17 protein-coding genes are annotated in these 16,936 nt (G+C 68.5%); 10 read left to right on the top strand and 7 right to left on the bottom strand.

The genetic code is table 11. The features are described from left to right. The first annotated feature begins 2 nt into the window (after positions 1-2). From JI739_RS16075 to JI739_RS16040, 8 genes are read left to right on the top strand one after another with little or no spacing between them, the layout of a single operon-like run. A complete protein-coding gene (locus JI739_RS16075; protein ID WP_236589775.1) occupies positions 3-1,571 on the top strand; it encodes an AMP-binding protein in 1,569 nt (522 codons plus the stop codon). 27 nt (positions 1,572-1,598) lie between these two features. After that, the gene (locus JI739_RS16070; RefSeq protein ID WP_201684948.1) at positions 1,599-2,564 is read left to right on the top strand and encodes a Bug family tripartite tricarboxylate transporter substrate binding protein; all 966 of its coding nucleotides are present in this window, start codon (positions 1,599-1,601) and stop codon (positions 2,562-2,564) included. Between the two features lie 9 nt (positions 2,565-2,573). Next, positions 2,574-2,843: a hypothetical protein gene (locus JI739_RS16065; protein ID WP_201684947.1), complete on the top strand. Its 270-nt coding sequence runs from the start codon at positions 2,574-2,576 to the stop codon at positions 2,841-2,843. A 12-nt stretch (positions 2,844-2,855) separates the two neighbouring features. Then, positions 2,856-3,689: a DODA-type extradiol aromatic ring-opening family dioxygenase gene (locus JI739_RS16060; RefSeq protein WP_201684946.1), complete on the top strand. Its 834-nt coding sequence runs from the start codon at positions 2,856-2,858 to the stop codon at positions 3,687-3,689. After that, positions 3,686-5,020 (top strand): aromatic ring-hydroxylating oxygenase subunit alpha, encoded by a 1,335-nt coding sequence (locus tag JI739_RS16055; protein ID WP_201684945.1) that lies wholly within the window; start codon positions 3,686-3,688, stop codon positions 5,018-5,020. Before JI739_RS16060 ends, JI739_RS16055 begins: the two co-directional genes overlap by 4 nt. A 2-nt stretch (positions 5,021-5,022) precedes the next feature. After that, a complete protein-coding gene (locus JI739_RS16050; protein ID WP_201684944.1) occupies positions 5,023-5,598 on the top strand; it encodes a 3-phenylpropionate/cinnamic acid dioxygenase subunit beta in 576 nt (191 codons plus the stop codon). 10 nt (positions 5,599-5,608) lie between these two features. After that, on the top strand, positions 5,609-6,406 hold the full coding sequence (locus tag JI739_RS16045; RefSeq protein ID WP_201684943.1) for an SDR family NAD(P)-dependent oxidoreductase: 798 nt from the start codon (positions 5,609-5,611) through the stop codon (positions 6,404-6,406). Positions 6,407-6,428: 22 nt separating this feature from the next. Further along, positions 6,429-7,280, top strand: coding sequence for an alpha/beta fold hydrolase (locus tag JI739_RS16040; RefSeq protein WP_201684942.1), 852 nt, complete (start codon positions 6,429-6,431; stop codon positions 7,278-7,280). Positions 7,281-7,304: 24 nt separating this feature from the next. Here the strand turns inward: JI739_RS16040 and JI739_RS16035 are convergent, their stop codons facing one another. From JI739_RS16035 to JI739_RS16015, 5 genes are read right to left on the bottom strand one after another with little or no spacing between them, the layout of a single operon-like run. Continuing rightward, positions 7,305-8,276, bottom strand: coding sequence for a Bug family tripartite tricarboxylate transporter substrate binding protein (locus JI739_RS16035; protein WP_201684941.1), 972 nt, complete (start codon positions 8,274-8,276; stop codon positions 7,305-7,307). Between the two features lie 31 nt (positions 8,277-8,307). Continuing rightward, positions 8,308-8,715, bottom strand: a complete 408-nt coding sequence (locus JI739_RS16030; protein WP_201684940.1) for a hypothetical protein — start codon at positions 8,713-8,715, stop codon at positions 8,308-8,310. A 7-nt stretch (positions 8,716-8,722) separates the two neighbouring features. After that, on the bottom strand, positions 8,723-10,477 hold the full coding sequence (locus JI739_RS16025; RefSeq protein WP_201684939.1) for a hydantoinase B/oxoprolinase family protein: 1,755 nt from the start codon (positions 10,475-10,477) through the stop codon (positions 8,723-8,725). Further along, positions 10,474-12,558 (bottom strand): hydantoinase/oxoprolinase family protein, encoded by a 2,085-nt coding sequence (locus JI739_RS16020; RefSeq protein ID WP_201684938.1) that lies wholly within the window; start codon positions 12,556-12,558, stop codon positions 10,474-10,476. The genes JI739_RS16025 and JI739_RS16020 overlap by 4 nt, the downstream gene beginning before the upstream one ends. A 19-nt stretch (positions 12,559-12,577) precedes the next feature. Further along, positions 12,578-13,432: a fumarylacetoacetate hydrolase family protein gene (locus tag JI739_RS16015; RefSeq protein ID WP_201684937.1), complete on the bottom strand. Its 855-nt coding sequence runs from the start codon at positions 13,430-13,432 to the stop codon at positions 12,578-12,580. Positions 13,433-13,526: 94 nt separating this feature from the next. On the opposite strand from JI739_RS16015, the gene JI739_RS16010 reads away from it, so the two are divergent. Further along, the gene (locus JI739_RS16010) at positions 13,527-14,474 is read left to right on the top strand and encodes a LysR family transcriptional regulator (RefSeq protein ID WP_236589773.1); all 948 of its coding nucleotides are present in this window, start codon (positions 13,527-13,529) and stop codon (positions 14,472-14,474) included. Positions 14,475-14,550: 76 nt separating this feature from the next. Here the strand turns inward: JI739_RS16010 and JI739_RS16005 are convergent, their stop codons facing one another. Next, positions 14,551-15,156, bottom strand: coding sequence for a DUF1326 domain-containing protein (locus tag JI739_RS16005; RefSeq protein ID WP_201684936.1), 606 nt, complete (start codon positions 15,154-15,156; stop codon positions 14,551-14,553). Between the two features lie 101 nt (positions 15,157-15,257). Between JI739_RS16005 and JI739_RS16000 the strand changes: the two genes are divergently transcribed. Continuing rightward, a complete protein-coding gene (locus JI739_RS16000; RefSeq protein WP_201684935.1) occupies positions 15,258-16,034 on the top strand; it encodes a DUF2182 domain-containing protein in 777 nt (258 codons plus the stop codon). 63 nt (positions 16,035-16,097) lie between these two features. Here JI739_RS16000 and JI739_RS15995 read toward each other — a convergent pair whose 3' ends face one another. Then, on the bottom strand, positions 16,098-16,934 hold the full coding sequence (locus tag JI739_RS15995) for an alpha/beta fold hydrolase (protein WP_236589771.1): 837 nt from the start codon (positions 16,932-16,934) through the stop codon (positions 16,098-16,100). Between the last annotated feature and the right edge of the window lie 2 nt (positions 16,935-16,936).

The raw sequence follows: 16,936 nt of genomic DNA, 5'->3' as shown, positions 1-16,936 counted from the left end.
AAATGGCAGACAAACCCGACTCCCAAACCCATCGCACCCCCAGCGGATATGCCTGCATGGGTGAGGTGCGGGTGGGACTGGATGTGTTGTGGGAGCGCGGTGCTCGGCTGGCCGGCGCCCTGCGCGAGCGGGGCGCGCAGGAGGATTGCGCGGTCGCCATCCTGATGCGCAACGACATCTGCTTCCTCGAAGCCATGATCGCGACCTCGCTGCTGGGCGCCTACCCGGTGCCGATCAACTGGCACCAGGCCGGCGACGAAGTGGGGTACATCCTGCGTGACTCCGCGGCGCGCATCCTGCTGGCCCATGCCGACCTGCATGCCAGGGTGCGCGGGGACATCCCTGCCGAGGTCGGCGTCATCGTGTCCCCCACGCCGGCGATGCTGGGCACCGCGTACGCCATCGATCCCGCGCTCTGCGTCCCGCTACCCGGCACCGACACCTTCGATGACGTGATCGCGGCCGCCGATCCGGTCCGCGACCGGTCACGGGTGGGCAGCCGCGGCAGCATCGTCTACACCAGCGGCACGACGGGCCGCCCCAAGGGCGTCCGGCGCTTCGCGCTGCCACCCGAGGAAGCGCGACGCTTCGGGCAGTTGTCGCAGCAGTGGTTCGACCTGCACCCCGGCATCCGCACCGTGATGGCCGGCCCGATGTACCACAGCGCGCCCAACACCTACACCCGCGCGGTGCTGGGCTCGGGCGGCAGCATCGCGCTCATGCCGCGCTTCGACGCCGAGCAACTGCTGGCCCTGATCGAGCGCGAGCGCATCTCGCACCTGCACCTGGTGCCCACGATGTTCGTGCGGCTGCTGCGGCTGCCCGAGGAAACCCGGCGGCGCTACGACCTGAGCTCGCTCGAGTTCGTGGTCCACGGCGCGGCGCCCTGCTCACGCGAGGTCAAGGAGGCCATGATCGCGTGGTGGGGCCCGGTGATCCACGAGTACTACGCCGCCACCGAAACCGGGATGGTCACGCGCTCCTCGTCCGAGGAATGGCTGGCGCGGCCCGGCACGTTGGGCAAGGCCTGGCCGGGGCGCTCGCTGCGCATCTATTCCGAAGAAGGGCGCCTGCTGCCGCCGGGCCAGGTCGGCGACATCTTCGTCGGGCTGCAGGGCGTGCCCGACTTCACCTACCAGAACGCCGAATCGCAGCGCGCGCAGATCGAGCGCGACGGGCTGGTGACCAACGGCGACATGGGCTACCTCGACGAGGAGGGTTATCTCTTCCTGGTGGACCGCCGCAAGGACCTGGTGATCTCCGGCGGCGTGAACATCTATCCGGCGGAAATCGAATCCGTGCTGATCGACCACCCCGGCGTCACCGACTGCGCGGTCATCGGCATCCCCGACGAGGAGTACGGCGAGAAGCTCCTCGCGTACGTCATTCCCGCAGCGCACGCGCAGCCGCAGGCGGCCGACTTGATGCAGTTCCTGCGCAGGCGGCTTGCCGGCTTCAAGGTTCCGCGCGAATTCATCTTCACATCGCACCTGCCGCGGGACGACTCCGGCAAGTTGATGAAGCGCAAGCTGCGCGAGCCGCACTGGGCCGGCCGCGCAAGCGCCATCTGACAACCCGCTTTTTCACCAGGAGACACCATGACCAAGGGCCTGTTTGCACGAATGATCCTGCTGGCGGCGCTGGCGCTCCCCGGCCTGAGCTGGGCAGCGTATCCCGAGCGGCCCATCCGCCTGGTGGTGCCCTTCCCGGCCGGAGGCACCACCGACGTCGTGGCGCGGCAGGTCGCGCGCAACATGTCGGCCACGCTGGGCCAGGAGATCATCGTGGACAACCGCGGCGGCGCCGCGACCATCATCGGGGTGGACACCGTGGCGAAGGCGGCGCCCGACGGCTACACCATCCTGCTGGCCACGGCCACCTCCTTCTCGGTCAACCCGCACACCTACAAGAACCTGCCCTATCGGCTCGACGAGTTCCTGCCCATCGGCTTCATCAGCGAGGCGCCGATCGTGCTGGTGGCGCCGCCCTCGCAGAAGGCCAAATCCCTGCCTGAACTGGTGCAGGCGCTGAAGGCCGCGGGCGTGGAGACACCCGTCGCGACCACCGGCAAGGGCGGCTTCTCCCACCTGACCGCCGCGATGTTCTTCAACGCGATCGATGCCAGGTTCCGCGATGTCCCCTACCGCGGCGAAGCGCCGGCCCTGCAGGACGTGTTGGCGGGGCAGGTGGGCCTGTACTTCGGCAGCATGCCGGGCACGCTTCCGCACGTCAGCGCCGGGCGGCTGCGCGGCTTCGCCGTGACGTCGGTCGAGCGTTCGCCCTCGGCCCCGGACATCCCCTCCTTCACCGAGCTGCGCATTCCCGAGGTCGTCGCCACCTCGTGGTTCGGCCTGGCGGCTCCCAAGGGAACGCCGGCCAACGTGATCGCCACGCTGGGCGCGGCCCTGACCAAGGCCGTGCAGGACCCGGACCTGCTGGCCCGCATGGCCAAGGACGGCGCGGTCACCCGCAGCATGAGCCCGGCCGAGTTCGCGGAGTACATCCGCACCGACAACGAGCGCTGGGGCCGCATCGTGCGCGCCGCCAACATCGAGCAGAACTGAGCCGGCCCCATGAGCACCGAGGCCCTGGAACTCGCGCTGTATGACCTGGGCGTTCGGCGCGACATGCGCACGGCATTCGCGCAGGATGCGCCGGCGCTGCTTGCCCGCTATGCCCTGGATGCGCACGAGGCGGCCCTGATCACCGGCTTCGACGTCGCCGGCCTGCAGAAAGCCGGTGTCAGCCCGCTGCTGACCTACGGCTTCTGGTTGATGAACGCGCCCGAACGCACGCGCGCCGCCTACCTCGCGCGGCTGCGGGCGGGCGCCGCCACATCCTGAGGACAACCACACATGGCACGCATCGCAGGCGGCTTCATCCTGCCCCACGAACCGGGCATCTTCCATGCACCCCCCGAGCGCTGGAGCGAGGGCCAGCGCCGCGTGCGCGCGGCCTACGAGCACATCGCCCGGCGCATCGGCGAGCTGCGGGCCACCACGGCCATCATCATCGGCGCCGACCACTACGTGCTGTTCGGCCCTGGTTGCCTGCCGGCCTATCTGATCGGCACGGGCGATATCAGCGGCCCCTATGAACGCTTTCCGGGGATCGACCAGGGCGCGATCCTTGACCACCGCGGGCTGGCGCGTCACATCGCGCAGCACGGGCGCGAGCATGGCTTCGACTGGGCGGTGGCCAAGAGCCTGCGGGTGGACCATTCGATCGGCGTTCCGGCGCGCCTTTGCGCGCTGCCCAATGCCTCGGTCACCGGCGTGGTGCCGGTGTACCTGGCCAGCGGGGTCGAGCCCCTGCTGCCCATGCGGCGCGCCCACGCGCTGGGCGGCGCGATCCGCGCGGCGGTCGAAGCCTGGCCTGGCGATGAGCGGGTCGTGGTGATCGGATCGGGCGGCATCAGCCACTGGGTCGGCCTGCCCGAGATGGGCCGCGTCAACGAGAAATTCGACCGCTTCGTGCTCGACTGCGTGGAGCGCGGTGACCCCGAGCCGATCATGAAACTGAGTGACGCCGAGGTGTTCGAGCAGGGCGGCAATGGCGCTTTCGAGATCCGCAACTTCCTTTGCATGATGGGCGCCCTGCCGGGCCGGCCGGGCGAGCTGATCGCGTACGAGAACGGTCCCGAGTGGGTGACGGGCCTGGGCTTCGCCGAAGTGCGGGAGGCGGCATGAACACGGCCGCATCGACCCAGGCCGCATCGCGCGAGGCGCGCTGGCCCGGCGCTCCCCGGCCCGATCCCGCCGCCCTGCGGCGCCTGGTCGACCTCGACAAGGGCCGCATCGATCGGCGCGTGTACTGGGACGAGACCATCTACCGCATGGAGCTCGAACGCATCTTCGCGCGCACCTGGCTCTTCGTTGCGCACGAAAGCCAGGTCGCGAAGCCCGACGACTTCCTCACCACCTACATGGGCGAGGACGGGGTCATCGTCGCGCGTGGCCAGGACGGACGCATCAGCGTCTTCCTCAACTCGTGCACCCATCGCGGAAACAAGATCAGCCTGGCCGAGGTCGGCAACCGGCGCCGCTTCACCTGCAACTACCACGGCTGGACCTTCGACACCCAAGGGGCGCTGGTCGGGCTGCCGCACGAGGACATCTACAAGGCCACCTGCCCCGACTTCGACAAGGCGGCACTGGGCATCCACCGCGCGCGGGTGGAGAGCTACAAGGGCCTGGTGTTCGCCACCTTCAACGACGAGGCGCCGGGCCTGGAGCAGTTCCTGGGCGACTACCGCTGGTACCTGGACGTGCTGCTGGACAACGACGAGGGTGGCACCGAGTTCCTGCCGGGCAACATCAAGTCGCGCATGCAGTGCAACTGGAAATTCCCCGCCGAGAACTTCGCGGGCGACTCCTACCATGCCGCCTGGACGCACAACTCCGGCGCCATGGCGATGCTGGGCACCGGGGTCGGCAAGTCCAACCAGGAGCGCAGCTACCAGGTCAACGTCAACGGCCACGGCTGGCAGTTCGGCCTGGACATGGTGGGCAACGCGATGGTGCTGGGCGAGCCGGAGATCGTGCAGTACCTGCGCGAACGCGAGGCCCGGGTGGCCGAGCGCCTGGGCAAGCTGCGCTCGCGCATGGTGGGCGCCATCAGCTCGGCCAACCTGTTCCCGCACACCTCGTTCCTGCCGGGGCAGAACACCTTCCGCACATGGCACCCCAAGGGGCCGTCGGCCATCGAATTGCACACCTGGGTCCTGGTGAACAAGTCGGCGCCGCAGTCGATCAAGGACAAGTACATGAAGGGTGTGATGCGAACCTTCTCGCCGTCCGGCACGCTGGAGATGGACGACGGCGACAACTGGGAGAACGCGACGCAGACCAACCAGGGAGTGGTCACGCGGGCGCAGAAGCTGCATTACGGGCTGGGCATGGACAGCGCCATCGCGCACGAGGAACTCAAGGGCGCGGTACACCTGCGCAAGTACAACGACACCAACCAGCGCGCCTTCTTCCGCAGGTGGCTGGACCTGATGTGCCAGGAGATCGATTGACCATGGCCACCCCCACACCCGCGGAACCGGCGGCACTGGCCCGGCCCAAGCCGCCCGTCGCCTCGCCAGGGGCGTCGATGGAACTCGTGTTCGAGGTGCAGCAGTTCCTCTACCGCGAGGCGCGGCTGCTGGACGAGGAGCGCTACGAGGAATGGCTCGGCCTGATGACCGAGGACATCCACTACTGGATGCCGGGCATCCAGGCGCGGCATCGGCGCGACCCGGCGCCGCGGCTGGATCCCCGGCGCATGGCCTTCTTCGACGACGACCTGCTCAACATGCGCCGGCGCGTCACGCGTTTCCTGACCCCCACGGCCTGGGCCGAGGACCCGCCCACCCGCGCCTGCCATGCCATCTCCAACGTCGAGGTCGAACCCGCCGGCGCGCCCAACGAGTTCATCGTGCATTCGACCTTCATCAACACGCGCGGGCGCGGCGAGGCGGAGGAATACATGCTGTCCGGCCGGCGCAAGGACCGGCTGCGCCGCGTGGAGGACGGCACGCTGCGACTGGCGGCACGCGAGATCGTCATCACGCAGACGGTCCTGCTCGCCAAGAACCTCAACGTGTTCCTGTGAAGGCGCGCACGTGACCGGCTGGCTGAAAGACCGCGTGGCCATCGTCACCGGGGCGGCCGACGGCATCGGCGCCGCCGTGGCGCGCCGCTACCTGGCCGAGGGCGCCGCCGGGGTGGTCGCGGTCGACCGCGATGCCGCCAGGCTGCAAGCCCTGCAGCGCAGCGATGCCGGGCGCCTGGTGGCGGTGGTCGGGGATGTGCGCGACCACGACACGCACGCACGCGCCACCGAGCAGGCCCTGGAGCGCTTCGGCCGCCTGGACGTGCTGGTGGCCAATGCCGGCGTGTTCGATTTCCGCAGGCCCCTGCGCGGCTACGACGCCGCCAGCCTGGCCGCCACGATGGACGAACTCTTCGCGATCAACCTGCGCGGCTACCTCTACGCCGCGATGGCCGCGCGCGAAGCGCTGGCCGCCGCGGGCGGCAGCATCATCTTCACCGCCTCGGTCGCGAGCTACCACGCCGGCGGCGGCGGCATCCTCTACACCATGGGCAAGCATGCGGTCGTGGGCATGGTCCGGCAACTGGCGCTGGAGCTGGCACCCCGGGTGCGCGTCAACGGCGTCGGCCCGGGCGGCACCCTCACCGGCCTGGCCGGCACCGAATCGCTGGGCCACGCGCAGCGGCGGATCGTGGGCGACGCGGCACAGTTCCACGAGCGCGTGGGCGCCGCCGTGCCGCTGGGTTTCGCGCAAAGCCCCGAACACCACACGGGCCTGTACGTGCTGCTCGCCAGCGCCGAGAACGCCCCCGCCGTCACCGGCGAGATCTTCATGAGCGATGGCGGCGTCGGCGCCCGATCGATCTGATCCGAACCCAGGGAGCCACACCATGTCCACCAGCCCGGGCGCAGGCGCCGCCGTCCACCCCGCCATCGGCCGATCGATCGTCGCCGCGGGGGTGCGGACCAACTACCACGACGTCGGCGAAGGCCCGCCGCTGGTCCTGCTGCATGGCTCGGGCGCGGGTGTCACCGGCTGGGAGAACTGGCATGGCGTGATGCCGGCGCTCGCGAGAAGCTTCCGGGTGCTGGTGCCCGACATCATCGGCTTCGGCTTCACCGAGCGGCCCGAGGGAACCCGCTACAGCATCAAGCTGTGGGTGCAGCACCTGATCGGCTTTCTGGATGCACTGGGCATCGAACGGCCGGTGCTGGTGGGCAATTCCTTCGGCGGTGCGCTCGGCCTGGCGCTGTCCCTGCGCAACGCGCACCGCGTCAGCCGCATGGTCCTGATGGGCACCCCGGCCGGTGAGTTCCAGCAGCGCGCCGCCTCGGCCCGCTCCTGGTACTACGAGCCGTCCCTGGCCCACATGGCGGAGTTGCTGCGCAGCTTCCCGCACGATCCCGCCGTGGTCACCGACGAGATGGTCCGGCTGCGGCACGAGGTCACGCTGATGGCCGGCGGCATGGAGGCCTACCGCAAGCTGTTCCCCGAGCCGGGCGCGGCGGGCGAGACGCGCACGGTCAAGGGCATTGCGGAAGAAGACCTGCGCACGATCCAGACGCCGATCCTGGCCCTGCACGGGCGCGACGACGAGCGGGTGCCGCCCGAGTGCGGCATCCGCATCGGACTGCAATGCCCCAACGCCGACCTTCACCTGTTCAGCAAGTGCGGCCACTGGGTGCAGATCGAGCGGCAGGCCGAGTTCGTCGAACTGACCACGCGTTTCGCGCGGTCCTGAGGGGGCGCGAGGGCCCCATCCGCCCTACTCCGGCTTGAAGCCCGCGCTCTTCAGAAGATCCGCGCTTTCCGCGACGTACCCCGTCATGTACTTGCGGAATTCGTCCACGCTTTCGGTCACCGGGTCGATACCCAGCGGCTCGAAGGCGCCGGCCCTGGCGAGTTGGCCCACGGCCTCGTTGATTGCCTTGTTCAAGACCTGCACGCGCTCCGCAGGTGTCGCCTTGGGAGCCCACATGCCATACCAGGACTCGGTCACGAAACGCGGGTAGCCGCTTTCGATGGCCGTGGGGACGTTGGGCATGACCGGGCTGCGCTTGGCCGAAGTGACCATGATGGGTTTGACCTTGCCCGCCTTGGCCATGCCCTGGATCGCCACGATGGCATCGATCTGGATCTGCACGTGGCCTCCGGCCACATCGGTGAGCGCTGGCGCGGTTCCCTTGTAGACGACGGTGGTGAGCTTGTTGAGGCCGCCCTCCTTGGCGAACATCAGCGTGCCGAGGTGGCTGGCGGCGCCCAATGCCGGCAGGGCCGCGGTCCACTGGTCCGGGTTCTGCTTCGCGGCACTGATCACTTCGCTCAGCTTGCTCTGGGGCAAGGCGGGCGAGATCACCATCATCAGCGGTGCAGCGCCGACTCGGGCGACCGGGGCGAAGTCGGTGAGCGGGTCGTAGGGCGGGTTGGCCATCACCTGCTTGGTCAGCGCCTGGGTGGAGGCCGAGAACAACAGGGTCTGGCCATCCGGCGGCGCGCTCTGCACGACCTTCCCGCCCACGGACCCATTGGCCCCAGGCCGGTTCTCCACCACCACGGGCACGTTCAGGTTGCTGCTCAATTGCTTGCCGATCAGGCGCGCCGCGCTGTCCACGCCGCCGCCCGGGGCGAAGGGAACGATGATCCTCAAGGGACCATCGGGAAATCTGGCTTGGGCCAGTGCCGAACCACCGAAGGCCAGCAGGGCCAGGCCCAGCGCCCGTCTCGTGAGGAATGTCATCGCTTTCGTCTCCTTGTGTTGATGGAAAAAATCAGCTTCGATAGCCCTTGCGCCATGCCGACGATCCGCCGAGCAGAGGCGCCTCGGGGGCCGGGCCGTGCAGGGCCGCGTAGGACTCGATGGTGCGGGTCAAGCGCGTGAGCAGCCAGTCGGACACCTCGTCATCCGCCTCCCCGGCCTGCAGCCGGGCCAGGGTGGCACGAACCGCCTGGGGTTGCCCGGACAGCGGGCCCGGGCTTTCCAGGAACGCGGCGACGCGCTGCTGGCCGAGCCGCTGGCTCTCGGCCAGGAGGAAGTCGGCGATGTCCCGCTCGAAGTCCTCCAGCGTCACGCTGATGCCGCTCATGGTGCAGGAACATCCCAGCGCGACGTGCTGCCCCGCCAGCCGGTGCCAGAGCTCGGCCAGGCGGCCGGCCTGCGCCTGATGGGCCGCTGCCACGCCGGCCTCAGGCGCCGGCCCGCAGGGCGGCGGTTTCGGATGGCTTCACCCGCAACTGCTGGTCCAGCACCACGCCGTACAACTTCTCGGCCGCCTCGCGGCTGACGTAGCCTTCGCGCACGTCCTCGGCCACTTTCGCGGCGTCGCGCCTGAACGGATGGCCGAACCCGCCGCCGCCGCCGGAGAGCATCTTGTAGGCGTCCCCGCGCTCCAGGCGCACGTTGAAGATCTTGGCGTTCGGCAGGTCCTCGTTCCACTCGCCCTTGTGGCGGATGGCGATGCCGTTGCCCGCGGCCTCGCCCCCGCCCTCCAGGCCCCAGGGCTTGCAGTGCATGCGGTCGATGCGGGTGGTCACCGAAAACGGTGAGAGGGCCTGAACCACCATCTCGGCGCCGAGGCCGCCGCGGAACTCGCCGGCGCCGCCGCTGTCCTCGCGGATGCGATAGCTCTCGACCAGCACCGGGTACTTGGCTTCCAGTTGCTCCGTGGGGCTGTTGTGCGTGTCGCCGTCGTTGATGCAGACCGTGACGGACACGCCGTCCTCCCTGCTCTTGGCGCCCCAGCCGCCGCCCAGCGGTCCGATGCCGACGATGAACAGGCGTCCGTCCTCGGGCGAGATGCCGTGGATGTTGGGAAAGACCAGGTCCGCATGGTGGCCCGCGATGGAGCGGTCGGGGATGGCCGGCGCCAGCGCCTTGAAGATGGTGTCGATCACCGTCATGGGGAACGTCATCCACACGCGCATCGGATACGGGCGCTCGGCGCTGATCACCGTGCCCATGGGCATGATGACCTTCAGCGGACGGAAGCTGCCGTCGTTGACCGGGTAGTCGGTGGGCGTGGTCAGGCACTTGTAGGCCACCTGGGCACAGGCGATGCCGGTGGTGAAGCCCGAGTTGTAGAAGCCCTTCACCTGCCGGCTCACGTCGGACAGGTCGATCTCCATCTCGTCGCCCTTGACGGTGACCTTCACCCGGATCGGGACGCGCTTGCCGATCTCCAGGCCGTCGTCGTCCATGAAGGATTCGGCCTCGTATACCCCGTCGGGGATGGACAGGGTGTTCTGGCGCGCCAGCGCCTCGGAGGCGTTCATGATCTCGCCGATGGCGGCCTGTACCGAGTCGTTGCCATAGCGCTGGACCAGCTCCAGGAAGCGGCGCTCGCCCGTGGTCACGGCGGTGATCTGCGCGCGCAGGTCACCCAGGGCCCGCTCGGGCAGGCGCACGTTCATGGCGATGATGTCGACCAGGTCCTGGTTGACGCGGCCGGCGCTCTGGTACTTGACGATCGGGATCTGGATGCCTTCGGAGAAGATGTCCGTGGTGATCTGGCCCAGGCTGCCGCCCACGTCCAGCCAGTGCGCCATGCAGCAGGTGAACCCGATCAGCTCGCCCTCATGGAACACCGGCATGGTGAAGGTGAAGTGGTTCAGGTGGCTGCCGGTGGTGTAGGCATCGTTGGTGACCAGGATGTCGCCGGGCTGGATGTTCTCGTAGCCGAAGTGCCTGATCTTGGCCTTCACGGTCTCGGACATGCCCCGGATGAACATCGGCAACCCGAGCCCGATGGAGACCGTGTCGCCTTCCTTGGTGAACAGGCCGACGGTGAAGTCGAGCGCCTCGTAGATGATGAGGTTGTAGGCCGTTCGCATCAGGTTGGTCTTCATCTCCTCGGTCACCGCGAACAAGCCGTTGCGGATGATCTCGACGATGACGGGGTCCACCGTCGGCGCGGCGGTCTGGGGTGTGTGGAGGGGGTTCACGAGCGGTCGCTCCCGATGGAAATCTGCAGGTTGCCGAACTGATCGACGACGACGGTGTCGCCAGGCTGGACCACGGTGGTCGAGGCATGCTCCTCGACCAGCGCCGGGCCCTGGATCACATTGCCGCGCTTGAGCAGCTCCCGCCTGAAAACGGGCGTGGAGGTGTAGTCGCCCGCGCTGCGGAAGTACACCGGCTTGTGCCCGCGCAGGGCGGGCGCGTCGGGTGCTTCCTTGCCGGACGCGACTTCGTTGCGCGGCGGCTTGGCCATGCGGCCGAGCACCGTGACCCGCAGGCTCACGATGTCCGCCGGCTCCTTCGGGGCCGAGGTGCCGTACCGCACCTTGTGCACATCGTCGAAATGGGTCTTGATGCCGGCGCGGTCCCGCTGAACGAAGTAGGCGGAGGGCAGGTCCACCGTGACGGCGTGCTCCTGGCCGACGTAGCGCATGTCGGCGGCACGCTCGAACACGACCTCCTCCGGGCGGATCTGCGAGGCGGCGATGGCCGCCCTGCCCTCGTCCTCCATGCCCTGGTAGATGGCTTCGATCTCGTCGAAGGACAGGCCGTCGAGCCGGCGGAAGACCGAGCGCACGTAGTCGTAGCGAAGGTCGGAGAACAGCATGCCGTAGGCCGAGAAGTAACCCGGAGCGTGCGGAATGAGCACCTTGCGAATGCCGATCTCGCGCGCGATCGCCGACGCATGCAAGGGGCCGGCGCCGCCATACACCACCATGGTGAAGCTGCCGGCATCGAGGCCGCGCTCGGTGGTCACGGCCTTCACCGCGTGCGACATCTGCGTGACCGCGATGCGCAGGATGCCGTCGGCGGCGCGGGTGGCGTCCAGCCCCAGGGGGGTGGCCACTTTCTCCTCCATGGCCTGGCGGGCGCGCTCCAGGTACAGCGGCATCTCGCCACCCAGGAAGTGGTGCTCGTCGAGCCGCCCGAGGATCAGGTTGGCGTCGGTGACGGTGGGCTCGGTGCCTCCACGGCCATAGCACACGGGGCCGGGCATGCTGCCGGCCGAGCGCGGGCCCACGCGCAGCGAATGGCCCAGCTCCACCCGGGCGATGGAGCCGCCGCCGGTGCCGACCTCGAAGATGTCCATCATGGGAATCTGGATCGGCAGGGCCTTCTCATAGCCGCCGACCAGGGCGCTGCCGGTGGTCAGCGGACGACCCTCGCTGATGACACCGGCCTTGGCCGTGGTGCCGCCCATGTCGAAGGCGATGGAGTCGGGCAGGCCCAGTTGCGCGCAGATGGCCTGCGCGCCGATGACGCCGGCCGCCGGGCCGGATTCGAGCATGCGCACGCAGTCGCGTCGGGCGTGCTCCAGCGGAAACAGGCCGCCGGTGGACTGCACCGCGTAGAAGTCGCCCCGGAACCCTTTGGCTTCCAGGTGCTGCTCCAGCTCGCCCAGGTAGGCCGACACGCGCGGGCCCACATAGGCGTTGGCCACCGCGGTGGAGACGCGCTCGAACTCGCGGTATTCCTGCGAGAGCTCGTGCGAGGCCGTGACGAACGCTCCGGGGATTTCCTCCTGCAGGATGGCTTTCACGCGGCGCTCGTGGTCCGGGTTGCGGTACGAGTGCAGCAGCAGCACGGCAACGGCCTCGATGTGCTCGTCCCGGAGCTTGCGGGCCAGCACGCGCACCGCCTCTTCGTCCAGCGGCTTGTGGAGCGATCCGTCGGCGCGCAGGCGCTCGCTCACTTCATGGCGCTGGGAGCGCGGCACCAGCGGCACGTGCTTGGAGAAGAACAGGTTGTAGGCGTCAGGGCGGTTGACGCGGCCGATTTCGTAGATGTCGCGAAAGCCCTCGGTGATCAGCAGCGCGGTGTTGGCGCCATTGCGTTCGAGCAAGGTGTTGATGGCGATGGTCGAGCCGTGCAGGAACAGGTAGCCGCCGGTGAGGTCCACGCCCGCACCGTCCAGCGTGTTCTGGATGCCCTCGTGGAGATGGCCGTGCGTCGACAAGGCCTTGCCGAACGAGATGGCCCCGGTGGCTTCGTCGAAGCAGGCCATGTCGGTGAAGGTGCCGCCGATGTCGACGGCGATGCGCAGGGATTTGGAGCTTGCAGTCATGTCGGGATGTCTCTCTTTCTCAGTCTTCGTCGACCACCACGTTGCGCAGCGTGCCCAGGCCGGTGATCTCGACTTCGATCACGTCGCCGGGCTTCATGTAGACCGGCGGTTCGCGGCGGTCGCCCACGCCACCGGGGGTGCCGGTCGCGATCACGTCACCCGGCGACAGGGTGGTGAAGCCCGAGAGGTACTCGAGGATCACCGGCAAGGTGAAGATGAGGTCCGCCAGGCTCGCCTGCTGCATGACTTCGCCGTTCAGGCGCGTCTGCAGGGTCAGCGCGTTCACGTCGGGAATGTCCGCGGGCGTGGCCATGAAGGGCCCCAGCGGTCCGGTGGCGGGGAAGTTCTTGCCCGGCGTCCACTGGTGGGTGTGACGCTGCCAGTCGCGCGCGGTGGCGTCGTTGAAGCAGGCATATCCGGCGATGTGGTCGAACGCATCGGACTGCGCGATGCGCCGGCCGCCTCGACCGATGATCACGGCCAGTTCGCCCTCGAAGTCGAAGCGGGTGGTGGACGCCGGCCGCGGCAGCGGAGCGCCGTGGGCGCCGAGGCTGTCGGCGAAGCGGGTGAAGATGGCCGGGTAGTCGCTGTCGGCCCGCCTGGTTTCAGCCACATGGGTCTTGTAGTTCAGGCCCACGCAGAACACCTTGCCCGGGTTGGGGATGACGGGAAGCAGGCGGCAGTCAGCAGCCTGCCTCAGCTGGCCCGATTCGCGAGCGGCCTGCCCCATCTCGTCGAGCTGGCCCGCGGCAATGACGGATTTCAGGTCGGGGTGGCGGTCCTGGAATGCCGCCGGCACCTGCCACCAGGAACTGTCGTCTTTCCAGGCGCCATAGCTGGCACGACCCTGGTGCTCAAAACTGACGAATCGCATGTCTCGATCTCTCGCGGTGTGTCGATGGCGGCGACTGTAGGCACTCTCCTGATCCAGGAATAGAATCAAAACAGAGTTATCAGACATGCCTGAAATGGCATGCCTCGTTCGCATGCACATCCAAGATCTCAAGCTCTTCCTCGAAGTGGCCGAAGCCGGCAGCTTCACCCGGGTCGCGGCGCAGCGGCAGACCGTGCAGTCGCACATCAGCCGGCAGATCGGCGATCTCGAGAAGGCCTGCGGCAGCCCGCTTTTCCGGCGGACCGGCCGGGGCGTCACGCTCACCGAGTTCGGCCTTCATGTGGCCCAGCGCGTGCGGCCCTGGCTGCAGGAAAGCGACGAGCTGTTCGCCGACATCCGGGAAACCTCACGCGTGCCCATGGGCGAAGTGCGGGTGGGCATCCTGCCCTCGGCGGCCCACCCGCTGATGACCGCGGTATTCGCACGGCTGCATCGCGACTACCCCCGCATCCTGCTCAACATCCGCGAGGGCCAGGGGGGTGAACTCGACGCGATGCTGGACGCAGGCGCCGTGGACATGGCCATCCTGTTCCGCTACGAGAAGCCGTCCACGCCCGACGAAAGGCTGCTGGCCACGGCGAGCACCTATCTGGTGTCGAGCCCCGGACTCTCGCTCACGCTGCCCGATACGGTGGACTTCAGGCGACTGGAGGGCCTTCCGCTCGTGCTGCCCCGGCGCCCGGCGCATTGGCGCTCGATCCTGGACGAAACGGCGCGCAGCAAGGGCTTTCACTTGCATGCCGCCGCCGAGGCCGACTCGCTGACCCTCCAGAGGGAGCTGATCGCGCAGCACAAGCACCTGTACGCCCTGCTGGGCCCTTTCTCGGTGAGCAGCGACATCCGGCTCGGCCGACTGCAGGCGGCGAAGGTGATCGCGCCGGATCTCAAGCGCTACGTGACCCTGGCCCGGCCCCGGCAAGGACAGCTGACGCAGGCGAGCCGCATCGTCGCCGACCTGATCGCGTCGATGGTCGATGTGTGGACCGGGCTCGGCAAGGGGGAACTGGTGAAGGCGCGTTAGAGGCACGCCATCTCCGCGGCGGGCCCGGCATCGGCGCCGCTCGTGCGATGCGCCAGGGCCTGTTCTTGAACAGGCCCTAACCGGCCCAGGAGAACGGCGCGAAGTGCCCGTTGCGCTGTCCGGTGCTGTCGTTCCATTTGATGCCGAAGACATCGAACATGGACTGGGTCGCCTTCGCGAGGCCGAGGCGCGAGTTCACCGGATGCGACACCTTGTCGAGGGCCATGGGCTCGCCTTCCATGTTCAACAGCGCCTCGCACGACTGGTCGACGAAGTCACCGGCGTGCGCCTTCCAGGTGCTGCCGTCCTGCGTCACGTCGACCTTCGCCCGCTCGACACCGGCGAACTTGCCGACCAGGGGCGCCATCATTCCCATCGGCCCGCCGGCGGCGCCGCTCGCGATGGCGGTGATGGCTTCGACCTGCTCATCGCTCGCGTCCGAGTCGACGATGAGGCCCACGGTCATGTCGCCTGCACCCATCGCGCCCTTGGACTGCAGCACGACCATGAACTGGACGCCGTCGAGCGAGACGCCGTCCTTGTTGCCCTTGTCGATGCGCATGCCCAGGGCCGCCTTGCAGTCACCCTCGGTGGGGGTGGCGGCGAGGTTGGAGGTGATGCAGGGACACAGCAATTTGCAGTTGCAGGTCTCCATGTATTGGCCGCTGATCTGCCATGTCATCGCACACCTCCATGAGAAGTTGATCGCCCCAGGATACGCGCCCGGTGGAGAACTTCAACCACCGTTGACAGCCCTGGCCGATCCGCGCATCGTGCTCGTGCATGGAACCAACCCACGGCTCTTCCGTCGGAAGCGGCGCGCCCGTGGCGGCCGCCATCGCTGCCCTGAGCATCGTCGGGTGGGCGGCACTCGCCTGGCTGGCTTTCAACATGGGGCATCCGCTGGCGCAGCTCACGATGCCCGGCTGGCCCCAGTGGGGAATCGCGAACGTGGTCGCGGTCTTCCTCATGTGGGCGGTGATGATGGCGGCGATGATGCTGCCCTCGGCGCTGCCCATGACCCTCACGTTCGTGCGCTTGAGCGCGCGAGAAGGAAAAGCTGCACGAGGGCACTTGTTCGTGGCCGCCTACCTGGTCGTGTGGGTGGGTTTCAGCATCGCGGCAACTGCGCTGCAGTGGGTGCTGCAGGCCGCGGACTGGGTCGACCCGATGATCGTCAGCACGTCCAGGCCCTTGACCGTGGCGCTGCTTCTGCTGGCCGGGGCTTACCAGTTCTCGCCGCTCAAGAAGATGTGCCTCTCGCGCTGCCGCACGCCGATGGCGTTCCTCATCGGCAGCTGGCGGCCGGGCGCGCGCGGCGCGTTCGAGATGGGCCTGCGCCACGGTGCGCTCTGCACCGGGTGCTGCTGGCCGCTGATGGCGCTGCTGTTCGTCGGCGGCGCGATGAACCTGGCCTGGGTCGCGGCACTGGCTGTGGCGGTCGCCATCGAAAAGCTTGCGCCACACGGTGACCGGATCGCCGCGCTGCTGGGCGTCGTGCTGATCGCGGCCGGGCTTGCCCGGCTGGTGGGCGTTTCGACGGGGCTGGGCGTTGGCTGATCGGTGCTGGGTTTGGCGCCGCGGCCTGGACCCGGCCAGAGGTGAACCGACGGACGAACCGCTTCAAGTGCTCAGGTTCGCACGTTCAAGCCGCGCTTGCCGGTCCAGGAAGCCGCGCACGACACGGTTGAATTCGTCCGGGTTCTCCAGGTTCGACAGGTGGCCGGCCCGGGCAATGACGCTGACCTCGACATCGTCTCGCCGCACCTGGGCGGCCATGCGCCGCGCCAGCTCGGGCGGGGTCAGGGTGTCGCATTCGCCCACCACGAAATGGGTGGGCACGTCGATGAATCCCAGGTCGCCGATCGTGTCGGACTCGACCGTGGCTTCGAGGAACTTCAAATAGCTGTCGCGCCGCAAGGCGCGGATGCTGTCCTCCAGTTGCCGACGCACGGCGGCCGTGGCGAACGGGCCTGCCAGGGCTGCCGCGACCACGGGCGCGATGTCGGCGACCGTCTTGCCGGCCAGCAGCGGCTCCCGGCGAGTGCGGACGAATTGTTCGCGCTCGGGCGCGGGCAGCGATGCAAAGCTCAGGTGCGTGTCGACCAGCGTCAGGCTGCCCAGGCGCTGCGGGTACAGCTTGGTGAACTGCATCGCGATGCGCCCGCCCATCGACAGGCCAACCAGGTGCGCCCGCTGAACGTGAAACCGGTCCATCACGCGCGCGATGTCGTGGGCGAGATCGGCGTACACGAGCGGTCCGTCCCAGTCGTCGCTGTCGCCGTAGCCGCGCACGTCCATCGCGGCTGCGGTGTAGGCGTCGGCGAAGGCCGGCAACTGGGCCCGCCAGTTGCCGCGGTTGCCGCCGATGCCATGCACGAACAGGACCAGCGGTCCCGCCCCCGACACATCCAGCGCCAGTCGCGGCGCCGGGGGGATGCGCAGCTCACGCACCTGCATGC

The sequence above is a fragment of the Ramlibacter aurantiacus genome, assembly GCF_016722895.1.
Taxonomy (GTDB): Bacteria; Pseudomonadota; Gammaproteobacteria; order Burkholderiales; family Burkholderiaceae_C; genus Ramlibacter; species Ramlibacter aurantiacus.
This window is presented reverse-complemented; position numbering and strand designations above follow the sequence as displayed.